Here is a 25,906-nt window from a genome sequence, read left to right on the forward strand (position 1 = left end):
CTCGTGCAGACGTTGCGACATGACGTCACGAACTTAGTCAGCTTCCTCTCTCCCCCACTGAACGTTACTGGATGTTGGATCGCCCACTTTGACATGACGTGTCCCCTTATTTCTTGAAGGGGAGGCTTACAAAAGTCCTTCGATGGGCGAGTAATCGCAGCCCCAGACAGTTACACTACGATAAATAGGAATTTTTCCATTAGGAGAAACTGCGGCTGCCAATTATGGTCAGATCACCGTTTCCCCTAGTGGAATTTGGTTAAAGGTTTAAACAGGTAACTTTTCATCTACTTGGTAGGCAAGTAAGCGAAGCGCATTAAATACAACCGCGATAGTAGACCCTTCATGAATAAGTACCACAATACCAATGCCTGCAAAATTAAAGATCGAGGCAGGAATCAAGAGTGCTGTAACGGCTAAACTGAGCCAAAGATTCTGTTTGATGATCGCCTTACTTTTCCGACTTAATTGCATGGCGAATGGGAGAGCTTTTAAATGATCTGCCATTAACGCAATATCTGCTGTTTCTAGGGCAACATCTGAGCCAGCTGCACCCATTGCAATACTTACCGAGCTATTGGTCATTGCTGGTGCATCATTTACCCCATCACCTATCATCGCAACTTTATCTTCTTGTTCTTTTAATTGATTTATAATTGTCACTTTATCTTCAGGCAGTAAGCTCCCATAAACATCGTTAATCCCAATTTCAGCAGCAATACGATTGGCTACCTGTTGGTTGTCACCTGTTAACATTGCGATCCGCTTAATCCCGATTTCTTGTAATTGTCTAATTACGGCATGAGACTCTGGTCGAGGCTGGTCGATGAGTCCTATGATGCCTAGGTATTGCTCTCCTTTTCTAATTACCATAGCCGTTGTTCCCGTTGCTTCAAGTTCAATCAGCCGTTCTGCCAACTCAGCTGGAAGTGAAAGCGATAATTCCTCTTCAAAAAGGCTTCGGTTTCCAATAAACACCTTACAATTCTGATAGATAGCTTGGACGCCACGCCCATTAAAGGCTTGCAACGCATGAGCTTGTTCCTTCGGTTGATCCTTTAACTCTGATAATGCACCTTGAACGACAGCTTTTGCTAATGGATGATCACTTAATTGTTCCACAGCCAGTACAGTGGTCAGTATTTCTTTTCTAGTTATATCCTGATAAGGGATCACGTCTGTCAATCTTGGCTCACCCTTAGTTAACGTACCTGTTTTATCTACAGCAATCGTTTTGACCTGGCCAAGTGTTTCGAGTGGCCCACCCCCCTTAATTAAAATACCGGCTTTTGCTGCACGTGCCACACCACTTAAAACAGCACTTGGTGTTGCAATGGCTAGCGCACACGGACTTGCTGCGACTAGAACGGTAATAGCACGGTAAAAACTTTCACTAAAGGGCTCATCAATCACAAGAAAAGCAAAAAGTAATAAAATAACGATAACCAAGATGGCTGGAACATAGTACTTTTCAAACTTATCGGTAAAGTGCTGTGTTGGTGATTTCTGTTCTTTGGCCACATTAACAAGCTCAATAAGTCGAGCGAGGGTTGTATCACGTGCCTTTTTTAAAACTTTGACCTCAAGAACTTGAGCACCATTTATTGTTCCTGCAAAGACTTGATGGCTCGGTGCTAATTGGTCAAAAGCAAGCGAATCATCATTAGCTGGTTGTTTATCTACCGGGATGCTCTCTCCTGTAATTGGTGCTTGGTTGACACTACTTTTCCCCTTAACCACTAGACCATCAGCCGCAATGATACTATTGGGTTTGACAATTATTGTCTCACCAACCTTGAGTTGATCAATAGGGACTTCAACCTGTCTGTTCCCTTTACGAACAATCGCCGTTTTAGGGGTAAGACGTGCTAATGCTGCAATTGAGTTTTCTGCTTTATTTAAAGCAAAGTGCTCTAAAGCATGGCCTAAGCTAAACAAAAATAGCAGTAATGCTCCTTCAGCCCATTGACCTAGAATTGCCGCCCCGATCGCAGCTAAGAGCATTAGAAAATCAATTTCAAATCCGCCCTTTTTCATCGTGTTATAGGCCTCTTTGGTCGTGAAATAACCACCAAAAAAATAAGCACTCACATATAGCAAAACGCTAATCCAAGTATCTATTGTATTAATGAAGCTTAACAAAAAGCCAATACCTAGCATAAGGCCAGAGATAATTGAAAAAATTAATTCAGTTTGTTCACCAAAGATCCCACCATGATTATGTTTGTGGTGGTGATGATAATCCCCGTTTAGAGTTTCTCCTTGTGTTGTCATAGCTATCCCCTCTATTCAAATTTGTAATTTTAATATATGAACATATTATCATATATTAAAATCGAAAACAATAGGCTTTAATCACTCGTTTCCTAATAAGTTGCATATCCAAAAATTTATTGAAAAGTGAAACTTCGTTCAGTGGGGGTTTCGGCGCAGAGGATGTGCTGGTGCAGACGTTGCGACACGACGTCGCAAACTTAGTCAGCGTCCTCTCTCCCCCACTGATCGTTAGTTGAACCAATCGGGCCGTTACTGGCTATTGATCTCACACTTAGACATGATCTTCCTTTATTTCTTGTAGTGGGTGTCTTACAGAAGCCCTTCGATGGGCGAGTAATCGCAGCCCCAGCCACTTACACTACATAAAAAACACTAATGCATACAGCATAAATCAGGCTGTGATTAAACATTAGTGTTTTTAGTGAGACCATTACTTAACATGATCCTTAATTGTGACAGGCATGCTCGATCATTTGATTGAGCATGTCCATAACATGCTGATCATCTGGCGTATAGTACAAGGTTGTCCCCTCTCTTCGGAACTTTACTAAGCGTAGATTTTTCAAAAAACGGAGCTGATGTGAGACAGTTGATTGTCTCAGATCAAGCTGCTCTGCAATCTCATTAACCGAATGTGATTTACAAGATAGTAAATGCAAAATACGAATGCGTGTTGGATCACTTAATGCTTTAAAAGTTTGAGAAACAACAAAGAGCGTCTCCTCATCCAAATCATAAGCCTCTTGTGTCATTTCTTGATCATTTATTTCTTCAGACATAATCTCTCCCCACTTCCTATATCAAATCTGTCTTGGCGTATTTACACCCAGATGCTTTGCTCGATAAATTCCCACTGAAATTCTGTGGTATTCGCTGGAGGGTTTAACTTGATTCAGCCGAGGTTTGTACCCCACTGATTGAAAGACCAATGGGTATTCATCTCTCCACTTATAGAAGTGGGGACTTTGCTGAGGAAGTTAAATCCCTCTTTTATTTGGTTATTAAATTACAGACGTGTGATTGGCATGGTACAACATCGAAATGAGCCACCTGATTTGATAATTTCATTAAATGGAACTTCAATAACTTTGAAACCTCGTTCACGTAATGCATGATTAACTTCTTTATTTTCAGGAAGGCTAATAACCTTTTGCTCACCAATCGAGAGAACATTCGTCCCTAACGTAAATTGTTCCTCATCATCGACATGAATAAGCTGATAAGTGGATTTAAGCTTTTGGTAATCAGACTTAACCATTCCAGCCTGATAAATCAGGGCTAAATCAGGTGAAACGATGTTGAAGGTGCAATCAAGGTGGAGAATCCCTTCAGTTAAGGTAATCGACTCAATTTGGTAATTAGGAAGCTCTAACTTTAAATGATCAATCGCCTCTTGAGTGGTACGATCGCTAATCCCAACCCAAATTTTATTATTATCGATTAGAACGTCACCACCCTCGATCGAAGACGAACGCTGCTCTTGATAAGGTATCTGATAATCGTCGAGCTTTTCAATTAAATACTTCGTTTCTTCTGCTCGAACTTTACTAGCCATTGCAGCAATGATGACCTTATCGCCAATTGTAAATCCAATATCACGAGTGAACACCTGTTCATTTAATGAAGGGTCAGGATCAAGTTTGATCACATTGACGCCTTCTCTTTCTAAAACACTAACAAATTGTTGATGCTGCTCCGTTGCCTTGTTAATATCAATATTATCCTCTTTGTAAAGCTTCTGAGTTTCATTAATCACTTTACCAATCCGCATAAACTTAGGTGGTACTACAACAACATGTTCTAGCCTATCGTACTCGTTTTGACAAACAACTTGTTCTACAAGCATGGCCTGACCTCCCGTTTTATGTCTCTTTATATTATAGCAGAAGTTTGTATTTGTCCAAGCTGATATCTGCCAGCTTGTGGAAATGCGAGACCTTTACTTTACATGATTCACGATTATCATTTATTTATTCATATAAGTGTGTGACCGTCTAATATTCAAAAAACGAGTATAAGTTGTCCAGATAGTAAACGACTTGCTTCTAGCAAAAGTAATAACCTCTAAAAATGATAAAAAAAATCTGGGCATGCCCAGATTTTTTCCTAACAATTAATGATTCGTTAAAAATCGCTCTATCCGTTCACTTAACCGGCTAAGTAGTTCGTTTGTAATCGTATCTGCATGTCCAGCAACTTCTTCTGCACGTATTTCTTCAGTTCCATCTTTGCCAATTAGTGTGACAATATCGCCTCTTTTTACATGAGGAATATCCGTGACGTCAACCATATGCTGATCCATACAAACTCGTCCGATTATTGGGGCACGAGAGCCATTAATCAAAACATCGCATTGTTGCTCTGAAAGGCTTCGAGGCAATCCATCTGCATAGCCAATTGGTATAATAGCAATCGTTGTATCTTTTTTAACCTGATAGGCACGGCCATACCCCACATATTCACCCGGCTTAGCATTTTTGACTAATGCAACCTTCGTTTTTAAAGCAAGCACTGGCTTTAAATCGAGTTGCAACCGAGTCGGAGTGTTAGATGAGCTTAGCACACCATACAAGGCGATGCCAATTCGAGCATATTGGCAGCGAAGCTCAGGATAATTTAAAATACCATAGCTACTTTGGATATGGGTAGCTGGTATTGGAATCTTTCGTTCTTTTAATTGCTCAATCAAGCTGTAAAAACGCGTAATTTGTTTCCTCGTAAACTCTACATCCGCTTCCATTAAACTATCAGCTACTGATAAATGTGTAAAGATTCCAGTCACTTCAAGATGCTCAAAGCTAAAAATATTAGCGATCTGATCATAATCCTGATAGCTTTGTCCCAATCGATTCATGCCTGTATCTACTTTTACTTGCACTTTGATAGGCAGATTAAAAGCCGCTAGCTCTTCAGCATGTTGATAATCAATGACGGCCTGTGTAAGACTATAACGAAAGAGTTCCTCAGCTCTTGACGCATCGGTATAACCTAAAATTAAGATGTCTGCTTTTAGTCCTTGGTTACGTAGGTCAATCGCTTCATCAATTGTCGCAACAGCAAAAGCATCGATACCCAAATCATTGAGGTAGAGTGCTATTTTACCAGCACCATGTCCATAGGCATTAGCTTTGACTACTGCCATCAATTTACACTCGTCTGGAAAGGCAGCTTGCAAAACAGCGACATTATGACGTAAGTTAGACAGATTTAATTCGAGCCACGCACGATCATTTAACCGAGTCATCACCTGAGTCATGACGAATTCCCCCCTCTTTGCCAGAACCAGCCAAGAATGACGGATACAGCAATTGAACCGACTGTAACAGCAATAAAATGGATAAGATTGTGATCAATTAATAAATTCTGTAAGCCCGTTGCCTGGGCGACTCCACGAACAACAACAATGATAGCCGGATGAATCAAATAAATCAGCATAGATAGATCTCGAAAGTAAACATAACTTTTACCCTGCCAAAATAGTAATGCTTGAAATAAAAACAACATACATGGCAACAACATGATATACATGCTATCATGACGTTGAACGCCAAGGCTATGTAGCCACAGCCCTTCACTAAGCATAAGTATGAAAAATATCAGCACACCGATTAGACTTGCCTTGAACGAGATTTCTTTCTTCATTCTGACTAAGCTTGCCCCGAGTAAAAAGAAAATCGGTGCAAAAAATAGACCATTTCGTGTATAACTAGAAATTTGAAAAATATGTTGGTAAATCGACTCAAAAAATGGAGTTTCTGCAATAAAGCCATAATAGCTATCACCAAAAAGTCCGATTAAGTATAGAAGAATACCAATGCTAAAGGCAACAGTTGGCTGTAAAAATCTTAACATAATCCAAGTAATCAAAGCAGCTAGCATTACAGCTGGTAAGTACCAAAGATGATAAAACGTTCCATCGAATACAAGTGCTTTAACAAAGCTAGCAAGATCCCATTCTAGCAAAGTTCCTGTATAAATGTTTAGCGGTAGATAGACGAGTATGGCAACAGCGTATAATACTAATGTTTTTTTCAAGAATTTGCTTAAGCGTGAAAAAGGTAGCTGGCCCTCTTTCGCTCTAGCAAATAGCAAAAAACCTGATGTCATAAAAAAGAAGGGAACAGCAACTCGTCCGATAATTCGAGTCAAAATAAAATCTGCTGTTTCATTAATACCTAATAATGGTGATGTATGAATTGCTACAACTAAAACGGCAGCAATTATTCTAAAGTAATCAATTCCTGGATAATTTTTCTTCGTTACTGCTGTCATTCTTTCTCCCTCCATACGGTTACTACTACACCATCTTGATTATTACCAGAGACTTGATAAGCCACACCATCTGGAATTTCTATGATCGTTGGCTGGTGATCATTCACCGCTGTATAACCTATTTCATAAACTTGTTTATCTGATTCAAAGCATAAGGGCTGATTAGCGAAGGAAAATGACTTAAGATACTCGGTATATTCTTCTAATGTTAGCCTTTTATCTGTGATAATTCTTGAATGCGGAAAGCCGACATAACGAAAATGCCATGGTTCATGACCAATCTGCGTAATCGCTTCAGCCCAAGCAGGATACCTCTCTATAAAGCCGTATTCAATCGCTAGCTCTCTGAAACGCCCACAAATTCCCGTGTAAGGAAAGTCAGGGCAAATAAAATCAATCTCTGCTTTGGCTTCAGCAAGGTCAATTGCTAAACCGGTTTGATGTTCACTACAGCCCGGTAAAGCGACGAACTTTTCGGTAAAAGCTCGACCATGTTCTTCCAAGCATTGTTGGTAAATCATTTCTTGTTCTTGATAGGAACGATAACCACTAACGGGCAGAACCTGATCAGCACAATCTAGTACAGCTGTAATATTTGCCAACATAATCGCTGCTTGTTGATCCAGTAAAATCTCTCCAAAGTCTGATCGGATCGGTACAAGCTTGTTTGACGTGACCTTTCCGCTTACAGGGTGTGATGCATTTGCAAGGACTAAATAGCCTTTCGTGATGTCGCTTTTTTCAAAAACTAGAGTGTTCATGAGCCTACCGCTAGTTCAATTAATTGATTGACAATTTGCTCATAGCTCATCCCAATCCCTTTCAGCATATTGGGATAACGGCTGTAAGTTGAAAAGCCAGGAATAGTGTTAACCTCATTGAAGACAATTTCTTGATCTGGTGTTAAAAATAAATCAACTCTTGCAAATCCCGAACATCCTAGTGTCCGATAAATAATTTCAGCAGCCTGTTTGACTCGATTAGCTACCTCGCGATTAATTCTTGCTGGCAAATGAATTTTGGCTGTTTTGAGTGTATATTTTTCTGTATAATCAAAAAAGCCATCAACTAGTTCGATTTCATCTATTTCACCAAGGGTAAGAGTTTCATTCCCTAGTACCGCACAGCCAACTTCAAAGCCATTAATTCCTTCCTCAATAATCACCTTGCTATCATGCTCAAAAGCCGTTTCTACTGCTTTCGCTAACTCTTCTTTTGCTAATACCTTGGTAATCCCAAATGATGACCCCGCATTAACAGGCTTAACAAACAATGGGTAGCCCAAATGACTGACTTTATTCAACAGCTCATCCTCTGACAACTTGTCATAAATCACAATCGATTCCGGAACCTTGATCCCAGCCGTTTTTACAAGCTTATGGGCAAGATCTTTATCCATACAAAGAGCAGAACTCAGTGTATTACAGCCTACATATGGAATCCCTGCTAACTCTAATAAACCCTGAATCGTACCATCTTCACCATTTTTCCCATGCAAAACAGGAAAAGCAACATCAATGGGCATTGTCGTTATGGTGTCATTCTTGAATACTAGCAGACCTTTCGTTTTGCGGTCAGGGGAAATAACTACAGGAACACATGAAGTAGAATCTTGCCACCATGTATCATTCTTAATGGCTTCGATATCTCCTGAGTATTTGAACCATTCACCTTGACGTGTAATTCCAATTAAAATAAGCTTGTTCTCTTTTAAATTAATACTATTAATAATTGAATAAGCGGATTGAAGAGAAACCTGATATTCACCAGAATGTCCCCCAAACAAAACTGCGACTGTTTTCATGATGTTTACACCCTTTACTCTATTTTTTTATTAATCTCTTAACTATAGTTGTTCTAATTAAAATGACGAAAGATTAATGATAAAGGTTTCATTTCTTTGATCATATCGATTATGTATAGAAATGTCTAATCATCTGATAGACTATGTTTCTCCTAGTTGACAAGTTTGGACTTAGCATGTCATGAGATTGGTTCGCACAATTTCGCACGATTAAACACAAAATAAACCAAGAAGGCAAAAACGTGGTTACGTTCTGCCCTTGGTTAATTTAGCAAGATCCTTTTTATTCTTGTCCTTTTGTCACGACAATCTGGTTTTTCTCTAAGTTCACTTTAATTAACTTAACATCCTCTTCTTCTAAAAGTAAATCAGTAATGCCATCCTCAACCGTTTCTTGAAGAACGCGTCTAAGTGGTCGAGCACCGAAGTTCGGATCATAGCCTTTTTCTGCTAAATACGCCTTGGCCTCCTCCGCCACTTCTAGCTGATAGCCTTGTTGGTCCAAACGTTGATCTAGCTCGCTCAACATTAAGTCAACGATTTTAACTAAATCAGATTGTTCTAAGGCTTGGAATGGAATAATCGCATCAAAGCGATTTAAAAACTCAGGTTTAAAATAGTCTCTTAAGTTCTCTAATGTGGATACTGCTTCATTATTATTTTGAGTAAACCCTAATTGATTTCTCTTTAAAGCTGTCCCAGCATTACTTGTCATGATAATCACTGTATCCTTAAAGTTAACTGTTCGACCTTGACTATCGGTTAAGTGACCATCCTCCATAATTTGTAGAAACATGTGTTGCACATCAGGATGGGCCTTCTCAATCTCATCAAGTAAAATTAAACTATAAGGTTTACGACGAACTTTCTCAGTTAACTGACCAGCCTCCTCATGGCCGATATAGCCGGGAGGTGAGCCAATGATCTTAGCAACGGCATGTTTCTCCATATATTCACTCATATCAAGGCGAATTAAGGCATCTTTTGTTCCAAACAGCTCTTCTGCTAACACCTTCGTCAATTCCGTTTTCCCGACACCTGTTGGCCCAACAAATAAGAACGAACCAATCGGCCGGTCTGCCGATTTTAAACCAGCTCGACTTCGACGAATCGCTTTGGCAAGCTTAGTCACTGCATGTTCTTGACCAATTACCTTAGAAGCCAGCTGTTCTTTAAGGTTTTTCATTTTAGCCTGTTCATCTGCTTGCATCTTTTTAACGGGAATCCCCGTTTTTTCCTCGATAATCGTTTGGATCTCTTCAACCGTTACTTCAGCTGAAGGCTTTTGCTCTGCTTCTGCAAGTTTTTTCTCAAGCTTAAGCTCTTGGTGACGTAAGTTAGCAGCACGCTCATAATCTTCCTGTTCAGCTGCTGCTTCTTTTTCTTTCGCAATCTCAGCTAAACGTGCTTCGATCATAGATTTATCTGATTCAGCATGTACCAAGTTTAGCCGAGCACCTGCTTCATCAATTAAATCAATCGCTTTATCTGGTAAGAAGCGATCTTGAATATAGCGTTTTGATAATAGAACGGCTTGTTCGATTACCTCATCGTTATAAGTAACATGATGATAAGCCTGATAGCGATCTTTAATACCTTGTAAGATTGCAATGGCTTCTGCTGTTGAAGGTTCTTGTACCATGATAGGTTGAAAGCGACGTTCAAGTGCCGCATCCTTCTCAATTTGACGATATTCTTTTAATGTGGTTGCACCAATCAATTGCAGTTCGCCACGAGCTAAGGCTGGTTTTAGAATATTCCCCGCATCCATCTGTGAACTTTCCGCGGTACCGGCACCAACCAATAAGTGAATTTCGTCAACAAACAGAATAACATTATTTCGTTGTTGGAGTTCTTGGACAAGCTGTTTCATGCGCTCCTCAAATTGGCCACGAATACCAGTGTTGGCAACTAATGAAGCAACATCTAGCAAATAGACTTCTTTCTTCGCTAATTTCTGTGGCACCTTACCTTCAACAATTTTCAGAGCTAGTCCTTCTGCAATAGCTGTCTTCCCTACACCGGGCTCCCCGATTAAAACTGGGTTGTTTTTATTTCGTCTATTTAAAGTTTCGATCACACGTTTTACTTCCTGCTCTCGTCCGATAACAGGATCGATTAATCCAGCTTTTGCAGCATCCGTTAAATTACGGCCAAGATGATCGATTAGACCGCCTCTGCCTTTTTGGCGTTTGGCTTGGTTAACTTTAGTTTGGTTAGCTTGTTGCTGAGCCCCAAACATCCCTTCACCTTGGTTGCCAAAAAAGCCTGAGGGATTCATGGATTGTTGTCTAATTTCAGCAAAGCAGGTATCACACACATGTAAGTGTTCGGTATATTGATTTATTTGAAGTGTTACATCTATTGTTGCAGGACGGGTTTGACATTTTTGACAATTCATAAAAGCTTTCCTCCTTCTGATTGATTAGTTTGACTATCTTTGACTTTAAGTATACTTTGACCTTTTTTGACTTTCAAGTATTTTGCTTTTATTTTTTAAAAAAATTCAAACGTTAACCCCGTGTGCCTAAATTATGATATGATTAATATTAGAAAACTTCGCTTGTCGTCTTGATGGCAAAGCCATCGTTTTGCTTCTACTACAATCGATCATTTTTTATCGCAGTGTAACTGTCTGGGGCTGCGATTACTCGCCACATCGAAGGGCTTTTGTAAGACTCCAACTTCAGGAAATAAGAGAACACGGCATGTCTAAGTGGGAGATTCAACAGCCAGTAATGGCCCGATTGGTTCAACTAACGTTCAGTGGTAAGAAAGGAAGCTGACTAAGTTCGGACGTCGTGTCGCAACGCCTGCACGAGCACATCCTATGCGGCGAAACCCCCACTGAACGAAGGTTCGCGTTATACATTCTAATAGTATAAATAAGGAGGCAAACACACATGCAATGTAAGCTAAAAAGTCACAATGAAGTGATATCTCTAACAGTTAGTCGGCTTTTCCTCTACCACCAATGCAAGCTTGTGTTAGCTCAAGATTATGAAGGCTCCAAATACTTTCTTGTTTTTCATAAGGATCAATTTATTCATGCACTCAAGTTAGACAAGCTTAAACCACATCATTTTCTTGATCGTGCTCGTCGAGCTGGTCTGTCTATCCCCGGCAATCAACCAGTTATTCGTGCTTTACTTAACCAAAAAACCTTTAATCATTTATCAATTAATCAGCTAAAACATAAATTCAAGCTGCATCAAGGCAACCCCAATATTGATCAAGTGATTATCCAGTCTTATTTTGACCAAGTCCTTCCGACCAATGATATTGTTCATGCTTTTAAACAATGTTTTTTAGCCTATCGACGTAACGGCAATATGCAAAAAGCATATCAAGTACTACTTGCCTTAAAGGTTTATCAACCAGATAACTCCTTTGCCAAGGACATGCTTACTTCAGTTGACTTTCAACGCTACCACCACGATTATACAGATCCAAACCAATTAAAATTCATTGACCCTTACTTTTATGAACAACAATGTTACCATCCTCTCAACATCGATCAACTTAGTCATTTTCTAAAAGAACAAAACCGACAAATTGATTTAGCTATCTTAGCAACCTATAGACTTACAACAACATTTTCATCAGATAGTTGGGAAATTTACCAATCCTTTCTTAACTTATGTCCTTCCAACCAACAGCTAATTGCACTTGCTCAATTGTTAAAATTAAATCCTAGCTTATTACAACATGATATTTTTGCTAAGGCGATCTTAGCAAGGTCATCTGCCGATCAATATGTCAAAATTGTGACGAGAAGACAGTATCCTCATCCTATTGATAATGAAGCATTTGTTGAGGCGATTGCCCAAGCCTCCCCAACTACCAAACGCGCCTTATTAGCAAAACAGGAACGCCTGATAGCGATAACTAAATCCCTATCAGCTCACGATATTGAACAAATAATTAAGCCAATCCTTGCCTCGGCTCTGGAATCAGAATCAATGGATTCATTAATGGATTGGCTTGAGCCATTTGATCAGCAGTCCCTGTTAAAGCTTCACCATATCTTAGCAAAAATAAAACAACTTAAAGACGATCCTGATCATCAATTAGAGCTGGCAGACCTGTACCTATCGTTTAATCAGCTAGAACCAGCGATAAACTGTCTTAAATGGGAGCTGGAGCTTAATCCTGCTAATGAAAAAGCTCTAAAACAGCTCATTACATTATTAAAGCAAGACAACAAAAACCACGAGGCAGATGCTTATCAAGAACAGTTAATTCAATTAACAAAATATCACTAGTTAACAGAATCGCGATTGAGAACATTCAACGGTGGTATACTCTAACTACGATTCAAGATTAAGCAGGTGATAAGGATGTCAAAGACTAATCAAGGTGAGCATGTTGCTATTATCGATATTGGTTCTAATACAATACGCCTTGTTATTTATCAAATAGGAAAAAGCAGACGTTTTTATGAGGTAGAAAACATCAAAACAGCGGCAAGGCTACGTAATCACTTAGATAAGCAGAGCTTCCTAACTGAACCAGGAATTGATATGCTCATGACTACGTTACAAGAATTTGCGGAGGTGCTTATTCCATATTCACTGAAGCACTTTGCATGTGTGGCAACAGCTACCATCCGTCAAGCAAAGAATCAACATGAATTAATAAGCTTAATAAAAAAAGAGTTAAACTGGGATATGCGCATTCTTACCGAGGAAGAAGAGGCTTACTATGGTTATCTTGCTATCGCCAATTCTACCTCAATTGATGAAGGCATCACTGTTGATATGGGGGGTGGAAGTACAGAGGTCACCTATTTTAAAAATCGGCAACTCATAGCTGCCCACAGCTTCTCTTTTGGTACATTAACTTTAGCTTCATTATTAGATCAATCACCTGATCAAACTAAGAACTTACAGCTTATTCAAGAATTTATCAAACCCCATTTCGAGTCATTGCCTTGGCTTCGTGGTCGGCATATTCCTCTAATTGCTATTGGTGGTAGTGCTCGCAACTTAGCTCAATTAGATCAAAGCATTAAAGCCTATCCTATGGCTGGTTTACATCAATACCAAATGGATAAATCTGATATTGAACATATTCTTACTTATTTAATGACGCTTCCCGCATCAAAGCTTACAAAGCTTGAAGGATTATCAAGTGACCGATCCGATATTATTATTCCTGCGATCAAAACGTTTTTAATATTATTTCAAACCTGTGCGGCAAATCGTTTTATTTTAAGCCAGAAGGGGTTAAGGGAAGGCATCACTTATCAATGGCTTTTAAAGGATCAGCCCAATCACCTTCTCCCTAGTGTCGTTGAAAAAAGTATCGAAGAGCTTGTTCATGATTTTGATCTGTCCATTAACCAAATTGAACATATTCATGTTTTAACGAAAAAATGGTTTGATTGGCTTGTAAAGAAGGAGTTAACCCCATTAGAGCAGGCAGATTGGTTACTACTCAAGCGCGCTGCCTATATCTTTAATCTTGGCAAATATATTGATAGGGAATCGAGCGCCCAGCATAGCTTTTATCTAATAACAAACCGCACGATAGATGGGTTAACGCATCTAGAACGCTTAAAGATTGCTTTAATTGCTTCATTTAAAAATAAAACATTATTTAGACAGTTTAGCAGGCCTTATCAAAATTGGTTAACAGCACACGAACGAAAAAAACTCAGATTCCTTGGAGCGCTACTCCATTTTACGTACTGCTTAGATGCAACAAAACGTCAAGTCATCACTGATTTTAAGCTAGCTGATCAAGGGTCAGTCATTCAAATGACTCTCTATTGTCGAAAGAATTTTAATGCTGAAGTGTATAATTGCGAAAAACAGAAGAAGCATATAGAACGAGAACTCAATAAAGAGCTGATCTTAAATTTCCAGCCTATATAGCGTGAGTAGCGCAAAAACTAGCCAACAAAGAGATGCGACGCTTATCATTTGATACGTTTTTGAACTACCTATACAGCATGATTAGTCAGAAATACAATTTTTACACAAAGGGGAGATAGTGTGAAGCACGGTTCTGATCCTAATCAAAAACTAGAATTACCATCCTATTTTTATAATCGGGAAGTAAGCTGGCTTCGGTTTAATCAGAGAGTGCTCGAGGAAGCATTAGATTCAAGCAACCCTCTTTTAGAACGGTTACGATTTATTTCAATTTTCTGTTCGAATTTAGATGAATTCTTTATGGTTCGTGTGGCTAGATTAAAACAGCTGATTCAAGCTGGTGTAAACCAAACGAAAGATCTTACTGGTTTAACACCAAGTGAACAGCTTAGTGTTATCAATGAGGAAGTACGTCGCCTCATTAAGATCAAACAAAATGTGTATCGGACGATTGATAAAGAGTTACGCTCCCATCATATCAAAATTCAAACAATAGAACAGCTAACGGTAAAGCAAAAAAGCTGGCTTGCTGACTATTTCAATAGGTTTATCCTTCCTGTCTTGACACCCGTGGAGTTAGAAGGCTATCAGACTTTCCCATTATTCAAGAACGGCTCACTGAATATATTGGTGACATTAATGTCTAAAAAACAGTCAAAATATACCGAAACAGCTATCGTGCAAATCCCTGCTTTCCTTAATCGCTTTATCCAAATTAGTCATGCGCATTGTTTTATTCTCTTAGAAGAGGTCATCACTTATTTTATGGATTGCTTATTTATTGGTTATTCGATTAAATCAACGATTCTGTTTAGAATCACTCGAGATGCCAGCATAAATCTTGATCAAAGTACAGACTCTGAACTGTTGATCAAGCTAGAAAAAGAGCTAAAAAGAAGGCAGTGGGGTAAGGCTGTTCGTTTAGAGGTGGTTGATCACAGTGATGTTGAGGAGCAGAATGCTCTAGATAGGCTTAAAGATATGCTTGAACTTGATGATGCTGATCTTTTTTTTGAAAAAGGACCGCTTGACCTTTCATGCCTGAACAGTCTTTATCAATTATTGGAAGCTGATTTTGACTCATTAAGTTATCAAGCCCTATTACCTCAACCTAGCCCTGAAATAAACTTTAATCAAAATTTATTTGATCAAATTAGGCAGCGTGATATTCTATTGCACCATCCATATGAATCATTTAGCGTAGTCACGGATTGGCTGCGGATAGCTGCACATGATCCAAAGGTACTTGCAATCAAGCAAACCCTTTATCGAGTTAGCGATCAGTCTCCTATTATAGATCACCTGAGGATAGCCGCTCAAAATGGCAAAGACGTTACAGTCTTAGTAGAATTAAAAGCACGGTTTGATGAAGGAAATAACCTACATTGGGCTAAGGTGTTGAGCAAGGCAGGCTGTCGGGTTATTTACGGACATAACGATATGAAAACACATAGCAAAGTCATGCTTTTTATAAGAAAGGAAAACCAAAACATTCAACGTTATGTCCATCTCAGTACTGGTAATTATAATGATCATACAGCAAAGCTTTATACAGATATCTCTTTGCTATCAGCCCAAAAGAAGCTAGTTGAAGATGTTTCTCTTTTCTTTGATTTCTTAACTGGTCATGTAGAGCACCCTACCTATCATCATTTGACAATGTCACCCCATTCAATCCGATTACGACTTATCACATTAATTGAGCAAGAAATAAAATTTCATCAAGAACAAGGTAACGGGCACATTATAGCCAAAATAAACGGTTTAACTGATAAGCCATTAATTGAAAAACTCTATCAAGCTTCACAGGCTGGTGTTAAAATAGATTTAATCGTAAGAGGTATTTGCTGTTTAAAGCCTAAAGTACCAGGTCTTAGCAAGAATATCAGGGTCCGAAGTATTGTTGGTCGGTTTTTAGAGCATAGTCGGATTTATTATTTCCACCACGGTGGTGTCCCGCTTTACTATTTATCCTCAGCTGACATGATGACAAGAAATATGACTAAACGAATTGAGTTATTATTTCCTGTGCTTGAGCAACAGCACCAAAAAAGGATTCAAACCATTTTAGATTTACTGTTACTGGATAATACTAAAGCACGGGAGCTTGACGCTGAGGGGAACTATCATTACGTGCGGCAGGGTTCTAATCCGACCACCATTAATAGCCAGCTTGAGCTTTTTCATCTAGCTTATCAAGGCGAGTCGGTTCATGAAAAACCCGCACCTATTCCATCCGCTGGCCAGCAAATCATTCACTAAAAAGGTCAAGGCTACCGAGTTTATTCGGTAGCCCTCTTGACGTTGTGAAAAAAGACATAGATCAACAATTAATAACTGCTCCTAACTAACGCTAGGGAGCAGTTATTTTGATTTAAAAACCATAAAGCGGTACTGGTGTCATCTCTTTAAGCACAAGATCATCCAATGATTTAAAGGTATAACCTTGTTCACGAACACCTTTAATCAAATGGGATAAGGCCTCTGCATTATCCTCTGAAACGGTATGCAATAGAATAATGGCACCAGGATGAAGTTGATTCATAACTTGCTGGTATGCCGATTCCCAACCTTTTTTCTGATTACTATGCCAATCAACAAACGCTAATGACCAAAAAACATGAATATAGCCGAGCTCATTAGCCCATTTTATCGTTTCTTCATTAAATGTGCCTTTAGGTGGTCTTAGGTAATGCAATTTATTAATTCCGGTTAATTGCTCTACTGCACGGTCTAAGTCGGCTAGTTCCTGAGCAAATTCAGCTTTCGATATTTGAGTAAAGTCAGGATGATGATTGGAATGGTTGCCAATTATATGCCCATCCTTCGCCATTCGCTTGATTAATTCTGGCTCACTTCGCACATAGTGACCTGTGACGAAAAATGTTGCGGGTACTTTTTCAGCTTCTAATAAATCCAGTATCCCCTCAGTATAACCAGCTTCATATCCATTATCAAAGGTTAAATAGATATTTTTTGCGCCAGAATGATCTAAATAATATCCACCGTATTCCTCTAATATTTGTCCATATTTCCCTACTTCAGGCGGTTGGTTCGCTTGGCCCTTCTTGTAGCCCCACCCATAAGCATGACTTATTTGCGGAACCGCTAAATTGATTAGCATGATGAAAAGAGTTAGTTTAACCCATTTTCGCATGATTTCACCTACTTTTTTTCTTAGCATGCGAAAAATAGGTGTTTTTATACCGATTTTAATCTCAGTTTAGATTAAGAAATGCATGACTCCCCTCTTGCACAACGACAAGCCTGTTCTCTTTCTTCGTTACAATGATCATGTATAATTACACGGTAGCGACTGTCTGATCCTTAACCCAACTTTTTTTCCATCTGTTCAATGATTTCAATAAGTTGATCAACATCTTCTAATGATGTTGTCTCTGGATTAAGGGAATCTAATTGGTCTAAAAATGCCTGTAGCTGATTTTTTAATTGATCGAGTTTATCTTGTTGAATCATCATTTATTCTCCTTTATCTAGCATCTTCTCTATGTTACTGAAAATGGATGTGCCTGTCCAATCATGATCGTGTTATAATAATGTATAATTTTCTAATAGGGGGACAAGTATGAATTTTTCTTGGCAACGTTTTTGGGATATTGTGGCAATCGTTTTCGAAAATAATTTCACCAAAATTATTGTTGGTGGATTATTGATAATGACGCTGGTACTTTTTTTGCAACGCGTCGTCAAAACCATTCTGTCACGCACCAGTATCATTGACGGTAAAAAATCTGATACAGCCATCTCTTTAATTAACTCGATCATTAAATACCTAGGTTCGATTGGTTTTATCTTTTATATATTAGCCGTGTTCGGATTAAATATTGCTAGTATGTTAGCAGGTGCTGGTGTACTAGGGATTATTATTGGATTCGGAGCCCAAAGTCTTGTTCAGGATCTACTTGCGGGTCTGTTTATTGTTTATGAAAAACAACTCCAAAAAGGGGATTGGATTACCATTAACGGGACGCATTCTGGTACCGTCGAAGAGGTAGGCTTTCGAGTTCTAAAGCTTCGTGATTGGTCTGGAACGATTATTAATATAAACAATGGTCAAGTCCAAACCATTGAAAATTTTAATATGGATAAAATGCGGGTAATTGAAACAATTACCACTAGTTTTAGTGAAGATCCTAAACAGGTCATAAAGGTATTGGAGGAAGCATGTGTTGAATTAAATGATCGGCTAGGCACCTATCTAAAGAAAGATCCATTTGGAAATCCAGTTGAACCTTTTAGCTATGTAGGAATGGGATCTTTAAACGAGCAATTTCGAGGCTATAGCTACATAATTACAGGATTATGCGAGGATCTCACCTTCTTCCAAACAGCACGATCTGCCCGTGAAATTATTGCACAGCACCTTTATAACCATCAAATTAAAATGCCTGAACAGCATGTTTTCATGCGGCAACAATCAGATATGTAAACACGTAAAAAGGTGTTACCAGAGCGAGCATTGCTTGGTGACACCTTTTTTGTTAACCCTATGAACTATTTTAAGTTAAATGCTAAATAATCTTTAATCGGCAGCCATGCTGTGATCTCACTTTCGACAACATTTTTTATCGTCATTTTCGCTTTACGTCCGGTTAAACTAAGATAAACCTCGCCATATGTCACTTTGCCCTTTTCTTTAATAGCTCCTGCATATGCTTCTAATGTATCGGCAACACCTTGATTTGCCATTGGAATTGTTTTCTCAGTGCTTGCACCATAGCCAGCTTGATAATCAACAGGTAGATCAAAACGAGCACGAACGCTTTCTAATACCATCATTTGAACCTGATCAGCACGTTCCACCTTTGTTTGCAAACCACCATTAACATAGCTATCCTCTAATTGATAATATTCTGGAGATTGGTCAGGCAGGTGATTGGTATTGACTTTTTGATAGGCCCAATTAATCGATGTTTCTTCGTCTTGATAATGAAGCGGCCACCTGCCTAAGTAAATATCACTCGAATAACCAAAAGCAAACCGAGAATGTTTAATATTCGTTGCGTTTAATTGTTCAATTAAATAAGGATTCGTGATCTGAACATCACTCGATTTGAGTAACTTGCTGGTAAATGAATTGGCCTCAGTCTCTTTTAATGGCTGTACTTCTAGAGCCAATGTATTCTCTTGCTCAATAGACTGCACATGTGACGGTAAAGGGTCAGACAATAACCATAATTCATTTTCCTCTGCCAAGCCTTGATCTAAAGATACGAAAAAAAAGAATAACACAATAGGAAGCATTTTTTTCATCATAGCCTTGCCCCTTCTCAGCTTTTTTAGTTCTTAACTATGTTCGCTTAGTCAAAGTGATAGAACCATTTACCTTATCATTAGCATTTATAGGATTTCTATGTAAAAAAATTTGTTTTTAACAAGGAGGCCTGTCGATTTTACTTTTAGTTTAATGTTCTCCTAATACTAAGATTAGTGGGTAAGGCCACCTACGGATGACTTTGCCCACTAATCTTAGTTTGCTTAATCTTTAAGTAAAGCGTTCACCTTTCCTTGATTGCTGAGAGTTTAGTTTTTTTAGTTAAGAGACACAAGTTCAAGTGTTTCAACGATATCAATGCTGTTCTCTACCGAACGAATAATGGCACACTGTGCACGTGCTTTCTCTAAAATACGATAAAGCTTATCAATATTAAGATTGCGACCTTTTACAACAAAATGTAACTTAATACGGGTAATTTTGCCGTCTTTCTTATCTTTTGTGACTTCACTTCGAATAAAGAAATCATCAACATGGGTATGATGTAATTCTAACAAGTCAGTAAACTCCTGTGCACTGGAACCAGCAATAGCTGAGACAAGTAAATGTTCTGGCTTGAATCCGTGGTAAAGATCTTCTGAGACATCAAGAATACCATAAGCTAGTTCTACCCTAATACCCTCTTCTTTAAATTTAAATAACATAAGATCGACTCCTTTTTTACGTTTATTCATTTTGCCCGATTAATCCAGCTCAAGCTTTATTTAAAAAATAATTGTAATTTTGCTAAAAAAGATATAAAGTTAGATTGTTATGCTCAGAAACTTTGAGAGGTAAGATAAATATGATGTTGAATCAGGTAAGATTTTGGGTACTGATTAGCTTCGTCACTATATCTGGCTTTGCCCAAGGTATGCTATTACCATTACTTGCGATCATCCTTGAACAGAATGGCATCTCCTCATCAGTAAACGGGCTTCATGCCACTGGCCTTTACATTGGTGTATTAATCTCTTCTCCTTTTATGGAAGCACCATTGCAGAAGTTAGGCTATAAACCCATTATTCTAATCGGAGGTTTACTCGTTTTTAGTTCTTTAGCCTTGTTTTCGTTTTGGCAATCGCTTTGGTTCTGGTTTGTCCTAAGGCTTATCATTGGAATCGGTGATCAAATGTTGAGCTTTGCAACTCAAACATGGATTACGTCATCAACACCTCAGTCAAAACGGGGTCGAACAGTTGCGTTGTATGGCTTATTTTTTAGTCTTGGCTTTGCACTAGGACCATTAATGACTCGATTACTTTATATCCACGAGAGCTTGCCTTTTTTAATCTCCGCTTTATTATGTGCTATTGTGTGGGGGAGCATGTGGTTTATCCGTAATGAAAAGGTTGATGAGAGTGAAACAATCGAAACCATTCAGATTTCATCTGTTCTTTCTCGTTTTATTCAGACAACCAAATTAGCTTGGATAGCCTTACTAGGTCCACTAGCCTATGGAATTTTGGAAGCCTTATTACACGGGATCTTCCCGATCTATGGCTTAAGAATTGGTCACGACATTGAGAGGATTTCTGCCATTATCCCTTTGTTCTCTGTAGCCACCTTGTTTACACAAGTACCATTAGGGGCTTTAAGCGACCGGATTGGCAGACGTAAAGTTTTGACATATGTCACTGGACTAGGAACCGTTATCTTTGTCGTTAGTGCTCAATTTGAGCAATCCTATCTTGCTTTAATGCTCACCTTTGCTATTGCGGGAATGTTACTTGGCTCGCTTTTTTCAATGGGGGTTTCTTATATGGCTGATCTTCTCCCACGCCAGCTTCTGCCAGCAGGAAATATTATGTGTGGGATATCATTTAGTATTGGGAGTATGCTAGGCCCCTATTTAGGCGGACTAATGATCGATCTTCTACCCCATTTATCATTTTTTTATCTCATTAGTGCTGTTTTATTTATTATAACTGTTTTGTTTTTAACAAAAAAGAATCATGCTTGCTAACTGATTTTTTTTAGCGGGTTTGATAAGAGAAGTGAATCTTTTTCACTGCTACTTAATCTTCGGGGAAAACCTTAGCAGAAATGGCTTTCCCCTAGATAAAGTGAAAAATGATTTATTGTATTGTTGTAAGTGGTTATTCTATAGCTTAAGATTTAGCTACTTTGCTCTTGGCTGATAAAACGACTAAAATGATGCTCCAAGCGCTCCTGGAAAATGGAGATGACCACACATAATGGCCAATAAATACACGCAACAACAATATACATCGTTAAAGTATCGAACGTACGGCCACCAGCAATTTGGGTTTTCTGAAATAATTCCGGAACCGTAATAACAGCAGCTAATGAGGTTGCCTTAACTAAATCTAGGAAAATATTAGTTAATGGTGGGATAGCAATTCTTGCTGCTTGAGGAAGGACAATGCCAAGCAATGATCGCCAGTAAGTTAAACCTAGCGAAGTTGCTGCTTCCCACTGTCCTCTATCGACACTATTTAACGCTGATCGATTAACCTCAGCTATATAAGCTGCACTATTTAAAGAAAAACCAATAATCGCTGCTTGAAAGGCAGTGAATTGTATATCGATAGAGGGCAAACCAAAATAAATAATAAATAATAGTACGAGCATTGGCGTCCCTCTCATAAATGAGATATAAGCTCGAGCTGGCCAACGCAAAAATGGTGAATCAGCATTTCTTGCTAATGCTAGAAACAATCCTAACACTAGTCCAATTGCCATACTAATAAATGAAACGTAAATGGTCATAGGTAAACCACTTAGTATGAAGGGCAAATTTTCTACTGCTAATTTCATATCAAAAAAAGCTAACACCAGCCCTCACTCCTTATAACTCAAGACCCTCGATCTCTGGAATATCACCTTCAGGTTTTACGGATGCATCTTGTTGATAAAATTGAATAGCTAGCTCACTTAAGGTGCCATCTTCTCTCATTTCGTTAAGTACTTCATTTATTACTTCCGTTAATTCATCCTCACCTTTACGTATCGCGATTGCTTGCTCGGTAGGATGAAACTTCAAATCAGGGTGAATCATAATATCAAAATCTGGAAATGCAGCCACACCGAAGGTTGATAAATAAAAATCATTGACAATAACATCGGTGCGTCCATTTGACACATCACGTAGGTAGGCTTCGTTATTAGCATTCCCGTATGTTATAACCTCAGCACCGTAATGTTCAGCTATCTGGCTATAAATGGTCGTTGCACCCCCACCTGCTTTTTTACCAGCTAAGTCCTCCAGACTATGGATACCTGAGTAATCACTTGCTCGTACAACCATTGTTGAGTAAGAATATTTATATGGTTCTGAAAAATTAAATTGTCCTTTGCGTTTATCTGTTGATTCAATATCATTGATAGCAAGATCAACTCGACCACTATCAATGGCAGGAAGCATACTATCAATAGACATAATCTCAAAGTCAATGTCTAGGTCAAGTCGTTTAGCAATTTCTTTGATAACCTCAACATCATAGCCAGTAAGCTCATCATTATCATCGTAATAAGAAGCGGCGATTAACGTTCCAGATGTGGCTACTGTGATTTCTCCCGATTCTTGGATGTCTTGCCATAAGTTTGATTCTTCATTTTTTGTAGGATTTGGATCCTGCTCAGCTGTATTACCGCAAGCTATTAGCGTAATTAAAGTAAATAAAAATAACAACCATACCCCTTTTCGTAACTTCATCATTCTAATCCCCCTGAATATTTTTTTACTTGCTTATCATCCACATTGCATAAAATATCGCGTGTTTTTTGTCCAAATCTGCTGGACGTCTTTTTCTATTTTATTTTTATGCAATGCTAATGCTTGTTTATAAAGATAACAGCTTTCTAATGTGAATTCAACTAAAAAACACTTCTGTACCATAAAAAAATGATGTATCTGTTATCTAACAGATGCTGACACTTTTTGACTAAATAGCTCTAAATATATTTAAATGATTTTAAATTAATCAAATGGCTATGGCTCGAGTTCAATCCATGTTATAATCATTTTATAATTATTATAATCTAATCATTTAGCAAAAACTCTTTAAAAACAACAACCTAATCCATCATCAATGATTATTATTCTCAATTAATGATAAAGGAGTGTTCACCTTGTCATCTTTAAATAAAATAATTATAAATAAAAGGGGTAACCATTCTCAATTAGTTAAACTGTTTTTTTCTGTATTAAGTCAGCATCGAGAGCTTATTGCTTCGTTATTAAGTGGTGTTATCATTTTAACAACTTGGCTTATTAGAGATTATGTTTCATCCCCAGCATGGATGACGTTGAATTGTTTCGCCTTTGCCATTGGCGGTTATGCCAAAGCAAAGGAAGGGATTGAAGATACGATTAAAGATAAAACATTAAACGTAGAGTTATTAATGATTCTAGCTGCTATTGGATCTGCCATCATTGGTTATTGGACAGAAGGTGCGATTTTGATTTTTATCTTTTCCTTATCTGGTGCATTGGAAACATACACCATGCAAAAGAGTGAACGTGATCTATCCGCGCTAATCCAATTACAACCCGATAAAGCTTTAAGGGTGTCAAGCGGTGCTGAAGAGCTTGTTTCTATTGATCAGCTTATCATAAATGACTTAATTATCGTTAAACCTGGTGATCGAGTTGCAGCAGATGGGGTTATTGTTAAAGGAAAATCAGTACTTGATGAAAGTGCCTTAACAGGAGAAGCCATTCCAATTGTTAAATCAATCAGTGATGAAGTATATACTGGTACAATTAACCATAATGGTAGCTTAACGATTAAGGTTACCAAAAAGCTTGAGGATTCAATGGTCCAAAAAATTATGACACTTGTAAAAGCAGCTCAAAAGGCAAAATCACCTGGACAGCTTTTTATCGAGCGTTTTGAAAATATTTATGTCAAATCTGTTCTTATCTTGGTTTTAATCATGATGGTCCTCCCCCATTATCTATTTGGCTGGAGCTGGATTGACACGATATACCGTGCGATGATATTGCTTGTTGTTGCTTCCCCATGTGCCTTAGTCGCCTCGATTACACCTGCTATGTTGTCTGCTATCTCAAATGGGGCTCGGAAAGGTATTTTATTTAAAAGCGGCGTGCATCTAGAAAATCTCGAACACATAAACGCTGTTGCCTTTGATAAAACTGGAACTTTAACGCAAGGAAGACCTATAGTGACAGATTGTTTTATTCAGGAGGGCAAGGATAAAACCTCTATTTTGAATTACGCTTCTGCGATTGAGAAAGTATCATCTCACCCACTTGCTGAAGCCATTGTTGCATATGCCGATCAGCATCAATGTAATCAAACCTTCATCATAGATGAGATGACTGAGGAAATGGGCAAGGGGGTTTCAGCCGTCATTAATGGAGAACGTTGGTCGATTGGCAGTGAAAAAATGGTGAACCAAGAACAAGGTTGGTATCAAGAACATGTGACTCGACTAATGAAGCAAGCAAAAACTGTTGTTTATCTGATCTGCGAGGATGAAGTGGTAGCCGTATTAGGCTTAAAAGATCAGATTCGAGTTGAAGCCGTTCGTGCGATCCAAGCGTTTAAAGAGATGGGCATCTATACGGTGATGCTCACAGGTGACAATGAGCATACAGCACAATCTATTGCTGAAGAGGTTGGTGTCGATCACTTTATTGCAAGCTGTTTACCTGAAGATAAAGTTACAGCCTTAAACCAGCTAAAAGCAAGTGATCAGACCATCATGATGATTGGTGACGGAATAAACGATGCTCCAGCTCTTGCTTGTGCAGATATTGGTGTAGCAATGGGGGCAGGTACAGATGTTGCACTTGAAACAGCTGACATCGTATTAATGAAAAATAACTTAGAAAAGCTCACAACCGCCTATCATCTTTCATGTAAAATGAATCGGATAACTAAACAAAATATCTATTTCTCAATTGCCGTGATTAGCTTATTAATTTTGACAAACTTTCTTCAGGTTATTAATCTTCCTCTTGGTGTAATCGGACATGAAGGCAGTACTATCCTTGTCATATTAAATGGACTGAGATTATTAAAGTAGCAGCTAACGAGTAAGGAATGTTTGACTAACATATAGAAGCGTGCTAAAAGTCAGTCAGGGTAGGACGTTGATGTTTTTAACCAGTGGGGGTTTCAACGCAAAGGATGTGCTCGTGCAAGCGTTGCGACACGATTTCGCGAACTTAGTCAGCTTCCTCTCTTCCCCACTGAACGTTAGTTGAACCAATCGGGCTGTTACTGGCTGTTGGATCTCCCACTTAGCATGACGACTTCCCTTATTTCTTGAACTGGGAGTCTTACAAAAGCCCTCCGGTGGGCGAGTAACCGCAGCCCCAGCCAGTTACACTGAGATAAAATTCGGACGCAAATACAACCAAGGTGGATATCCGGTCACGGGATACGCCCTTTTGATAACATCAGT

At 38.6% G+C, this 25,906-nt stretch carries 18 protein-coding genes and 1 pseudogene; 6 read left to right on the forward strand and 13 right to left on the reverse strand.

The features are described 5' to 3' along the window. Window positions 1–267: 267 nt before the first annotated feature. The 7 genes and pseudogenes from ASE01S_RS08150 to ASE01S_RS08180 form a co-directional block, all read right to left on the reverse strand. Window positions 268–2,274 carry a heavy metal translocating P-type ATPase gene (locus tag ASE01S_RS08150; protein ID WP_067840858.1) on the reverse strand — a complete coding sequence of 669 codons (2,007 nt, stop codon included), beginning with the start codon at window positions 2,272–2,274 and terminating at the stop codon, window positions 268–270. A 449-nt stretch (window positions 2,275–2,723) separates the two neighbouring features. Beyond that, window positions 2,724–3,056 (reverse strand): ArsR/SmtB family transcription factor, encoded by a 333-nt coding sequence (locus ASE01S_RS08155; protein ID WP_067840860.1) that lies wholly within the window; start codon window positions 3,054–3,056, stop codon window positions 2,724–2,726. A gap of 227 nt (window positions 3,057–3,283) precedes the next feature. Continuing rightward, complete coding sequence (locus ASE01S_RS08160) at window positions 3,284–4,123, reverse strand: dimethylarginine dimethylaminohydrolase family protein (protein WP_067840862.1); 840 nt, start codon at window positions 4,121–4,123, stop codon at window positions 3,284–3,286. A gap of 267 nt (window positions 4,124–4,390) precedes the next feature. Continuing rightward, a pseudogene (gene vanT, locus ASE01S_RS08165) lies at window positions 4,391–6,549 on the reverse strand (serine racemase VanT catalytic subunit). Next, a complete protein-coding gene (locus ASE01S_RS08170; protein WP_067840865.1) occupies window positions 6,546–7,310 on the reverse strand; it encodes a D-alanyl-D-alanine carboxypeptidase family protein in 765 nt (254 codons plus the stop codon). Before ASE01S_RS08170 ends, vanT begins: the two are co-directional and overlap by 4 nt. Further along, window positions 7,307–8,353: a D-alanine--D-serine ligase VanG gene (gene vanG / locus ASE01S_RS08175; protein WP_067840867.1), complete on the reverse strand. Its 1,047-nt coding sequence runs from the start codon at window positions 8,351–8,353 to the stop codon at window positions 7,307–7,309. The genes ASE01S_RS08170 and vanG overlap by 4 nt, the downstream gene beginning before the upstream one ends. Window positions 8,354–8,636: 283 nt before the next feature. Continuing rightward, window positions 8,637–10,754 (reverse strand): ATP-dependent Clp protease ATP-binding subunit, encoded by a 2,118-nt coding sequence (locus tag ASE01S_RS08180; protein ID WP_067840870.1) that lies wholly within the window; start codon window positions 10,752–10,754, stop codon window positions 8,637–8,639. A gap of 502 nt (window positions 10,755–11,256) precedes the next feature. Here ASE01S_RS08180 and ASE01S_RS08185 point away from each other — a divergent pair. The 3 genes from ASE01S_RS08185 to ppk1 all read left to right on the forward strand — a co-directional run bounded on the left by ASE01S_RS08185 (window position 11,257) and on the right by ppk1 (window position 16,494). Further along, the gene (locus ASE01S_RS08185) at window positions 11,257–12,618 is read left to right on the forward strand and encodes a tetratricopeptide repeat protein (RefSeq protein ID WP_067840872.1); all 1,362 of its coding nucleotides are present in this window, start codon (window positions 11,257–11,259) and stop codon (window positions 12,616–12,618) included. A 75-nt stretch (window positions 12,619–12,693) separates the two neighbouring features. Further along, window positions 12,694–14,232 carry a Ppx/GppA family phosphatase gene (locus ASE01S_RS08190; RefSeq protein ID WP_067840874.1) on the forward strand — a complete coding sequence of 513 codons (1,539 nt, stop codon included), beginning with the start codon at window positions 12,694–12,696 and terminating at the stop codon, window positions 14,230–14,232. Between the two features lie 120 nt (window positions 14,233–14,352). Then, window positions 14,353–16,494, forward strand: a complete 2,142-nt coding sequence (gene ppk1 / locus ASE01S_RS08195) for a polyphosphate kinase 1 (protein ID WP_083512058.1) — start codon at window positions 14,353–14,355, stop codon at window positions 16,492–16,494. A gap of 112 nt (window positions 16,495–16,606) precedes the next feature. Here the strand turns inward: ppk1 and pdaA are convergent, their stop codons facing one another. Continuing rightward, window positions 16,607–17,389, reverse strand: a complete 783-nt coding sequence (gene pdaA, locus ASE01S_RS08200; protein WP_067840876.1) for a delta-lactam-biosynthetic de-N-acetylase — start codon at window positions 17,387–17,389, stop codon at window positions 16,607–16,609. A 170-nt stretch (window positions 17,390–17,559) separates the two neighbouring features. Continuing rightward, window positions 17,560–17,709 (reverse strand): SE1561 family protein, encoded by a 150-nt coding sequence (locus ASE01S_RS15780; RefSeq protein WP_169793097.1) that lies wholly within the window; start codon window positions 17,707–17,709, stop codon window positions 17,560–17,562. Between the two features lie 109 nt (window positions 17,710–17,818). Between ASE01S_RS15780 and ASE01S_RS08205 the strand changes: the two genes are divergently transcribed. Next, complete coding sequence (locus tag ASE01S_RS08205; protein ID WP_067840878.1) at window positions 17,819–18,682, forward strand: mechanosensitive ion channel family protein; 864 nt, start codon at window positions 17,819–17,821, stop codon at window positions 18,680–18,682. A 65-nt stretch (window positions 18,683–18,747) separates the two neighbouring features. On the opposite strand, the gene ASE01S_RS08210 is transcribed toward ASE01S_RS08205, so the two are convergent. Both ASE01S_RS08210 and ASE01S_RS08215 read right to left on the reverse strand, forming a co-directional pair. Beyond that, window positions 18,748–19,506 carry a YfkD family protein gene (locus ASE01S_RS08210; protein ID WP_067840963.1) on the reverse strand — a complete coding sequence of 253 codons (759 nt, stop codon included), beginning with the start codon at window positions 19,504–19,506 and terminating at the stop codon, window positions 18,748–18,750. 279 nt (window positions 19,507–19,785) lie between these two features. Further along, window positions 19,786–20,172 (reverse strand): OsmC family protein, encoded by a 387-nt coding sequence (locus tag ASE01S_RS08215; RefSeq protein ID WP_067840880.1) that lies wholly within the window; start codon window positions 20,170–20,172, stop codon window positions 19,786–19,788. 140 nt (window positions 20,173–20,312) lie between these two features. Here ASE01S_RS08215 and ASE01S_RS08220 point away from each other — a divergent pair, with 140 nt between their 5' ends. Continuing rightward, window positions 20,313–21,473: an MFS transporter gene (locus ASE01S_RS08220; RefSeq protein ID WP_067840882.1), complete on the forward strand. Its 1,161-nt coding sequence runs from the start codon at window positions 20,313–20,315 to the stop codon at window positions 21,471–21,473. A 152-nt stretch (window positions 21,474–21,625) separates the two neighbouring features. Here the strand turns inward: ASE01S_RS08220 and ASE01S_RS08225 are convergent, their stop codons facing one another. Together ASE01S_RS08225 and ASE01S_RS08230 are read right to left on the reverse strand one after the other, a co-directional pair. Then, window positions 21,626–22,288: an amino acid ABC transporter permease gene (locus ASE01S_RS08225; RefSeq protein ID WP_067840965.1), complete on the reverse strand. Its 663-nt coding sequence runs from the start codon at window positions 22,286–22,288 to the stop codon at window positions 21,626–21,628. 31 nt (window positions 22,289–22,319) lie between these two features. After that, window positions 22,320–23,186, reverse strand: a complete 867-nt coding sequence (locus ASE01S_RS08230; RefSeq protein WP_067840968.1) for a transporter substrate-binding domain-containing protein — start codon at window positions 23,184–23,186, stop codon at window positions 22,320–22,322. 416 nt (window positions 23,187–23,602) lie between these two features. Here ASE01S_RS08230 and ASE01S_RS08235 point away from each other — a divergent pair, with 416 nt between their 5' ends. Next, the gene (locus tag ASE01S_RS08235; RefSeq protein ID WP_083512060.1) at window positions 23,603–25,525 is read left to right on the forward strand and encodes a heavy metal translocating P-type ATPase; all 1,923 of its coding nucleotides are present in this window, start codon (window positions 23,603–23,605) and stop codon (window positions 25,523–25,525) included. Window positions 25,526–25,906: the final 381 nt, after the last annotated feature.

The sequence above is a fragment of the Amphibacillus sediminis NBRC 103570 genome (genome assembly GCF_001552275.1).
GTDB classification, from domain to species: Bacteria; Bacillota; Bacilli; order Bacillales; family Amphibacillaceae; genus Amphibacillus_B; species Amphibacillus_B sediminis.

Coding starts and splice junctions, on each gene's coding strand:
- ASE01S_RS08150 (WP_067840858.1), bottom strand. CDS start 2,274: ATGACAACACAAGGAGAAACTCTAAACGGGGATTATCATCACCACCAC.
- ASE01S_RS08155 (WP_067840860.1), bottom strand. CDS start 3,056: ATGTCTGAAGAAATAAATGATCAAGAAATGACACAAGAGGCTTATGAT.
- ASE01S_RS08160 (WP_067840862.1), bottom strand. CDS start 4,123: ATGCTTGTAGAACAAGTTGTTTGTCAAAACGAGTACGATAGGCTAGAA.
- ASE01S_RS08170 (WP_067840865.1), bottom strand. CDS start 7,310: ATGAACACTCTAGTTTTTGAAAAAAGCGACATCACGAAAGGCTATTTA.
- vanG (WP_067840867.1), bottom strand. CDS start 8,353: ATGAAAACAGTCGCAGTTTTGTTTGGGGGACATTCTGGTGAATATCAG.
- ASE01S_RS08180 (WP_067840870.1), bottom strand. CDS start 10,754: ATGAATTGTCAAAAATGTCAAACCCGTCCTGCAACAATAGATGTAACA.
- ASE01S_RS08185 (WP_067840872.1), top strand. CDS start 11,257: ATGCAATGTAAGCTAAAAAGTCACAATGAAGTGATATCTCTAACAGTT.
- ASE01S_RS08190 (WP_067840874.1), top strand. CDS start 12,694: ATGTCAAAGACTAATCAAGGTGAGCATGTTGCTATTATCGATATTGGT.
- pdaA (WP_067840876.1), bottom strand. CDS start 17,389: ATGCGAAAATGGGTTAAACTAACTCTTTTCATCATGCTAATCAATTTA.
- ASE01S_RS15780 (WP_169793097.1), bottom strand. CDS start 17,709: ATGATTCAACAAGATAAACTCGATCAATTAAAAAATCAGCTACAGGCA.
- ASE01S_RS08205 (WP_067840878.1), top strand. CDS start 17,819: ATGAATTTTTCTTGGCAACGTTTTTGGGATATTGTGGCAATCGTTTTC.
- ASE01S_RS08210 (WP_067840963.1), bottom strand. CDS start 19,506: ATGAAAAAAATGCTTCCTATTGTGTTATTCTTTTTTTTCGTATCTTTA.
- ASE01S_RS08215 (WP_067840880.1), bottom strand. CDS start 20,172: ATGTTATTTAAATTTAAAGAAGAGGGTATTAGGGTAGAACTAGCTTAT.
- ASE01S_RS08220 (WP_067840882.1), top strand. CDS start 20,313: ATGATGTTGAATCAGGTAAGATTTTGGGTACTGATTAGCTTCGTCACT.
- ASE01S_RS08225 (WP_067840965.1), bottom strand. CDS start 22,288: ATGAAATTAGCAGTAGAAAATTTGCCCTTCATACTAAGTGGTTTACCT.
- ASE01S_RS08230 (WP_067840968.1), bottom strand. CDS start 23,186: ATGAAGTTACGAAAAGGGGTATGGTTGTTATTTTTATTTACTTTAATT.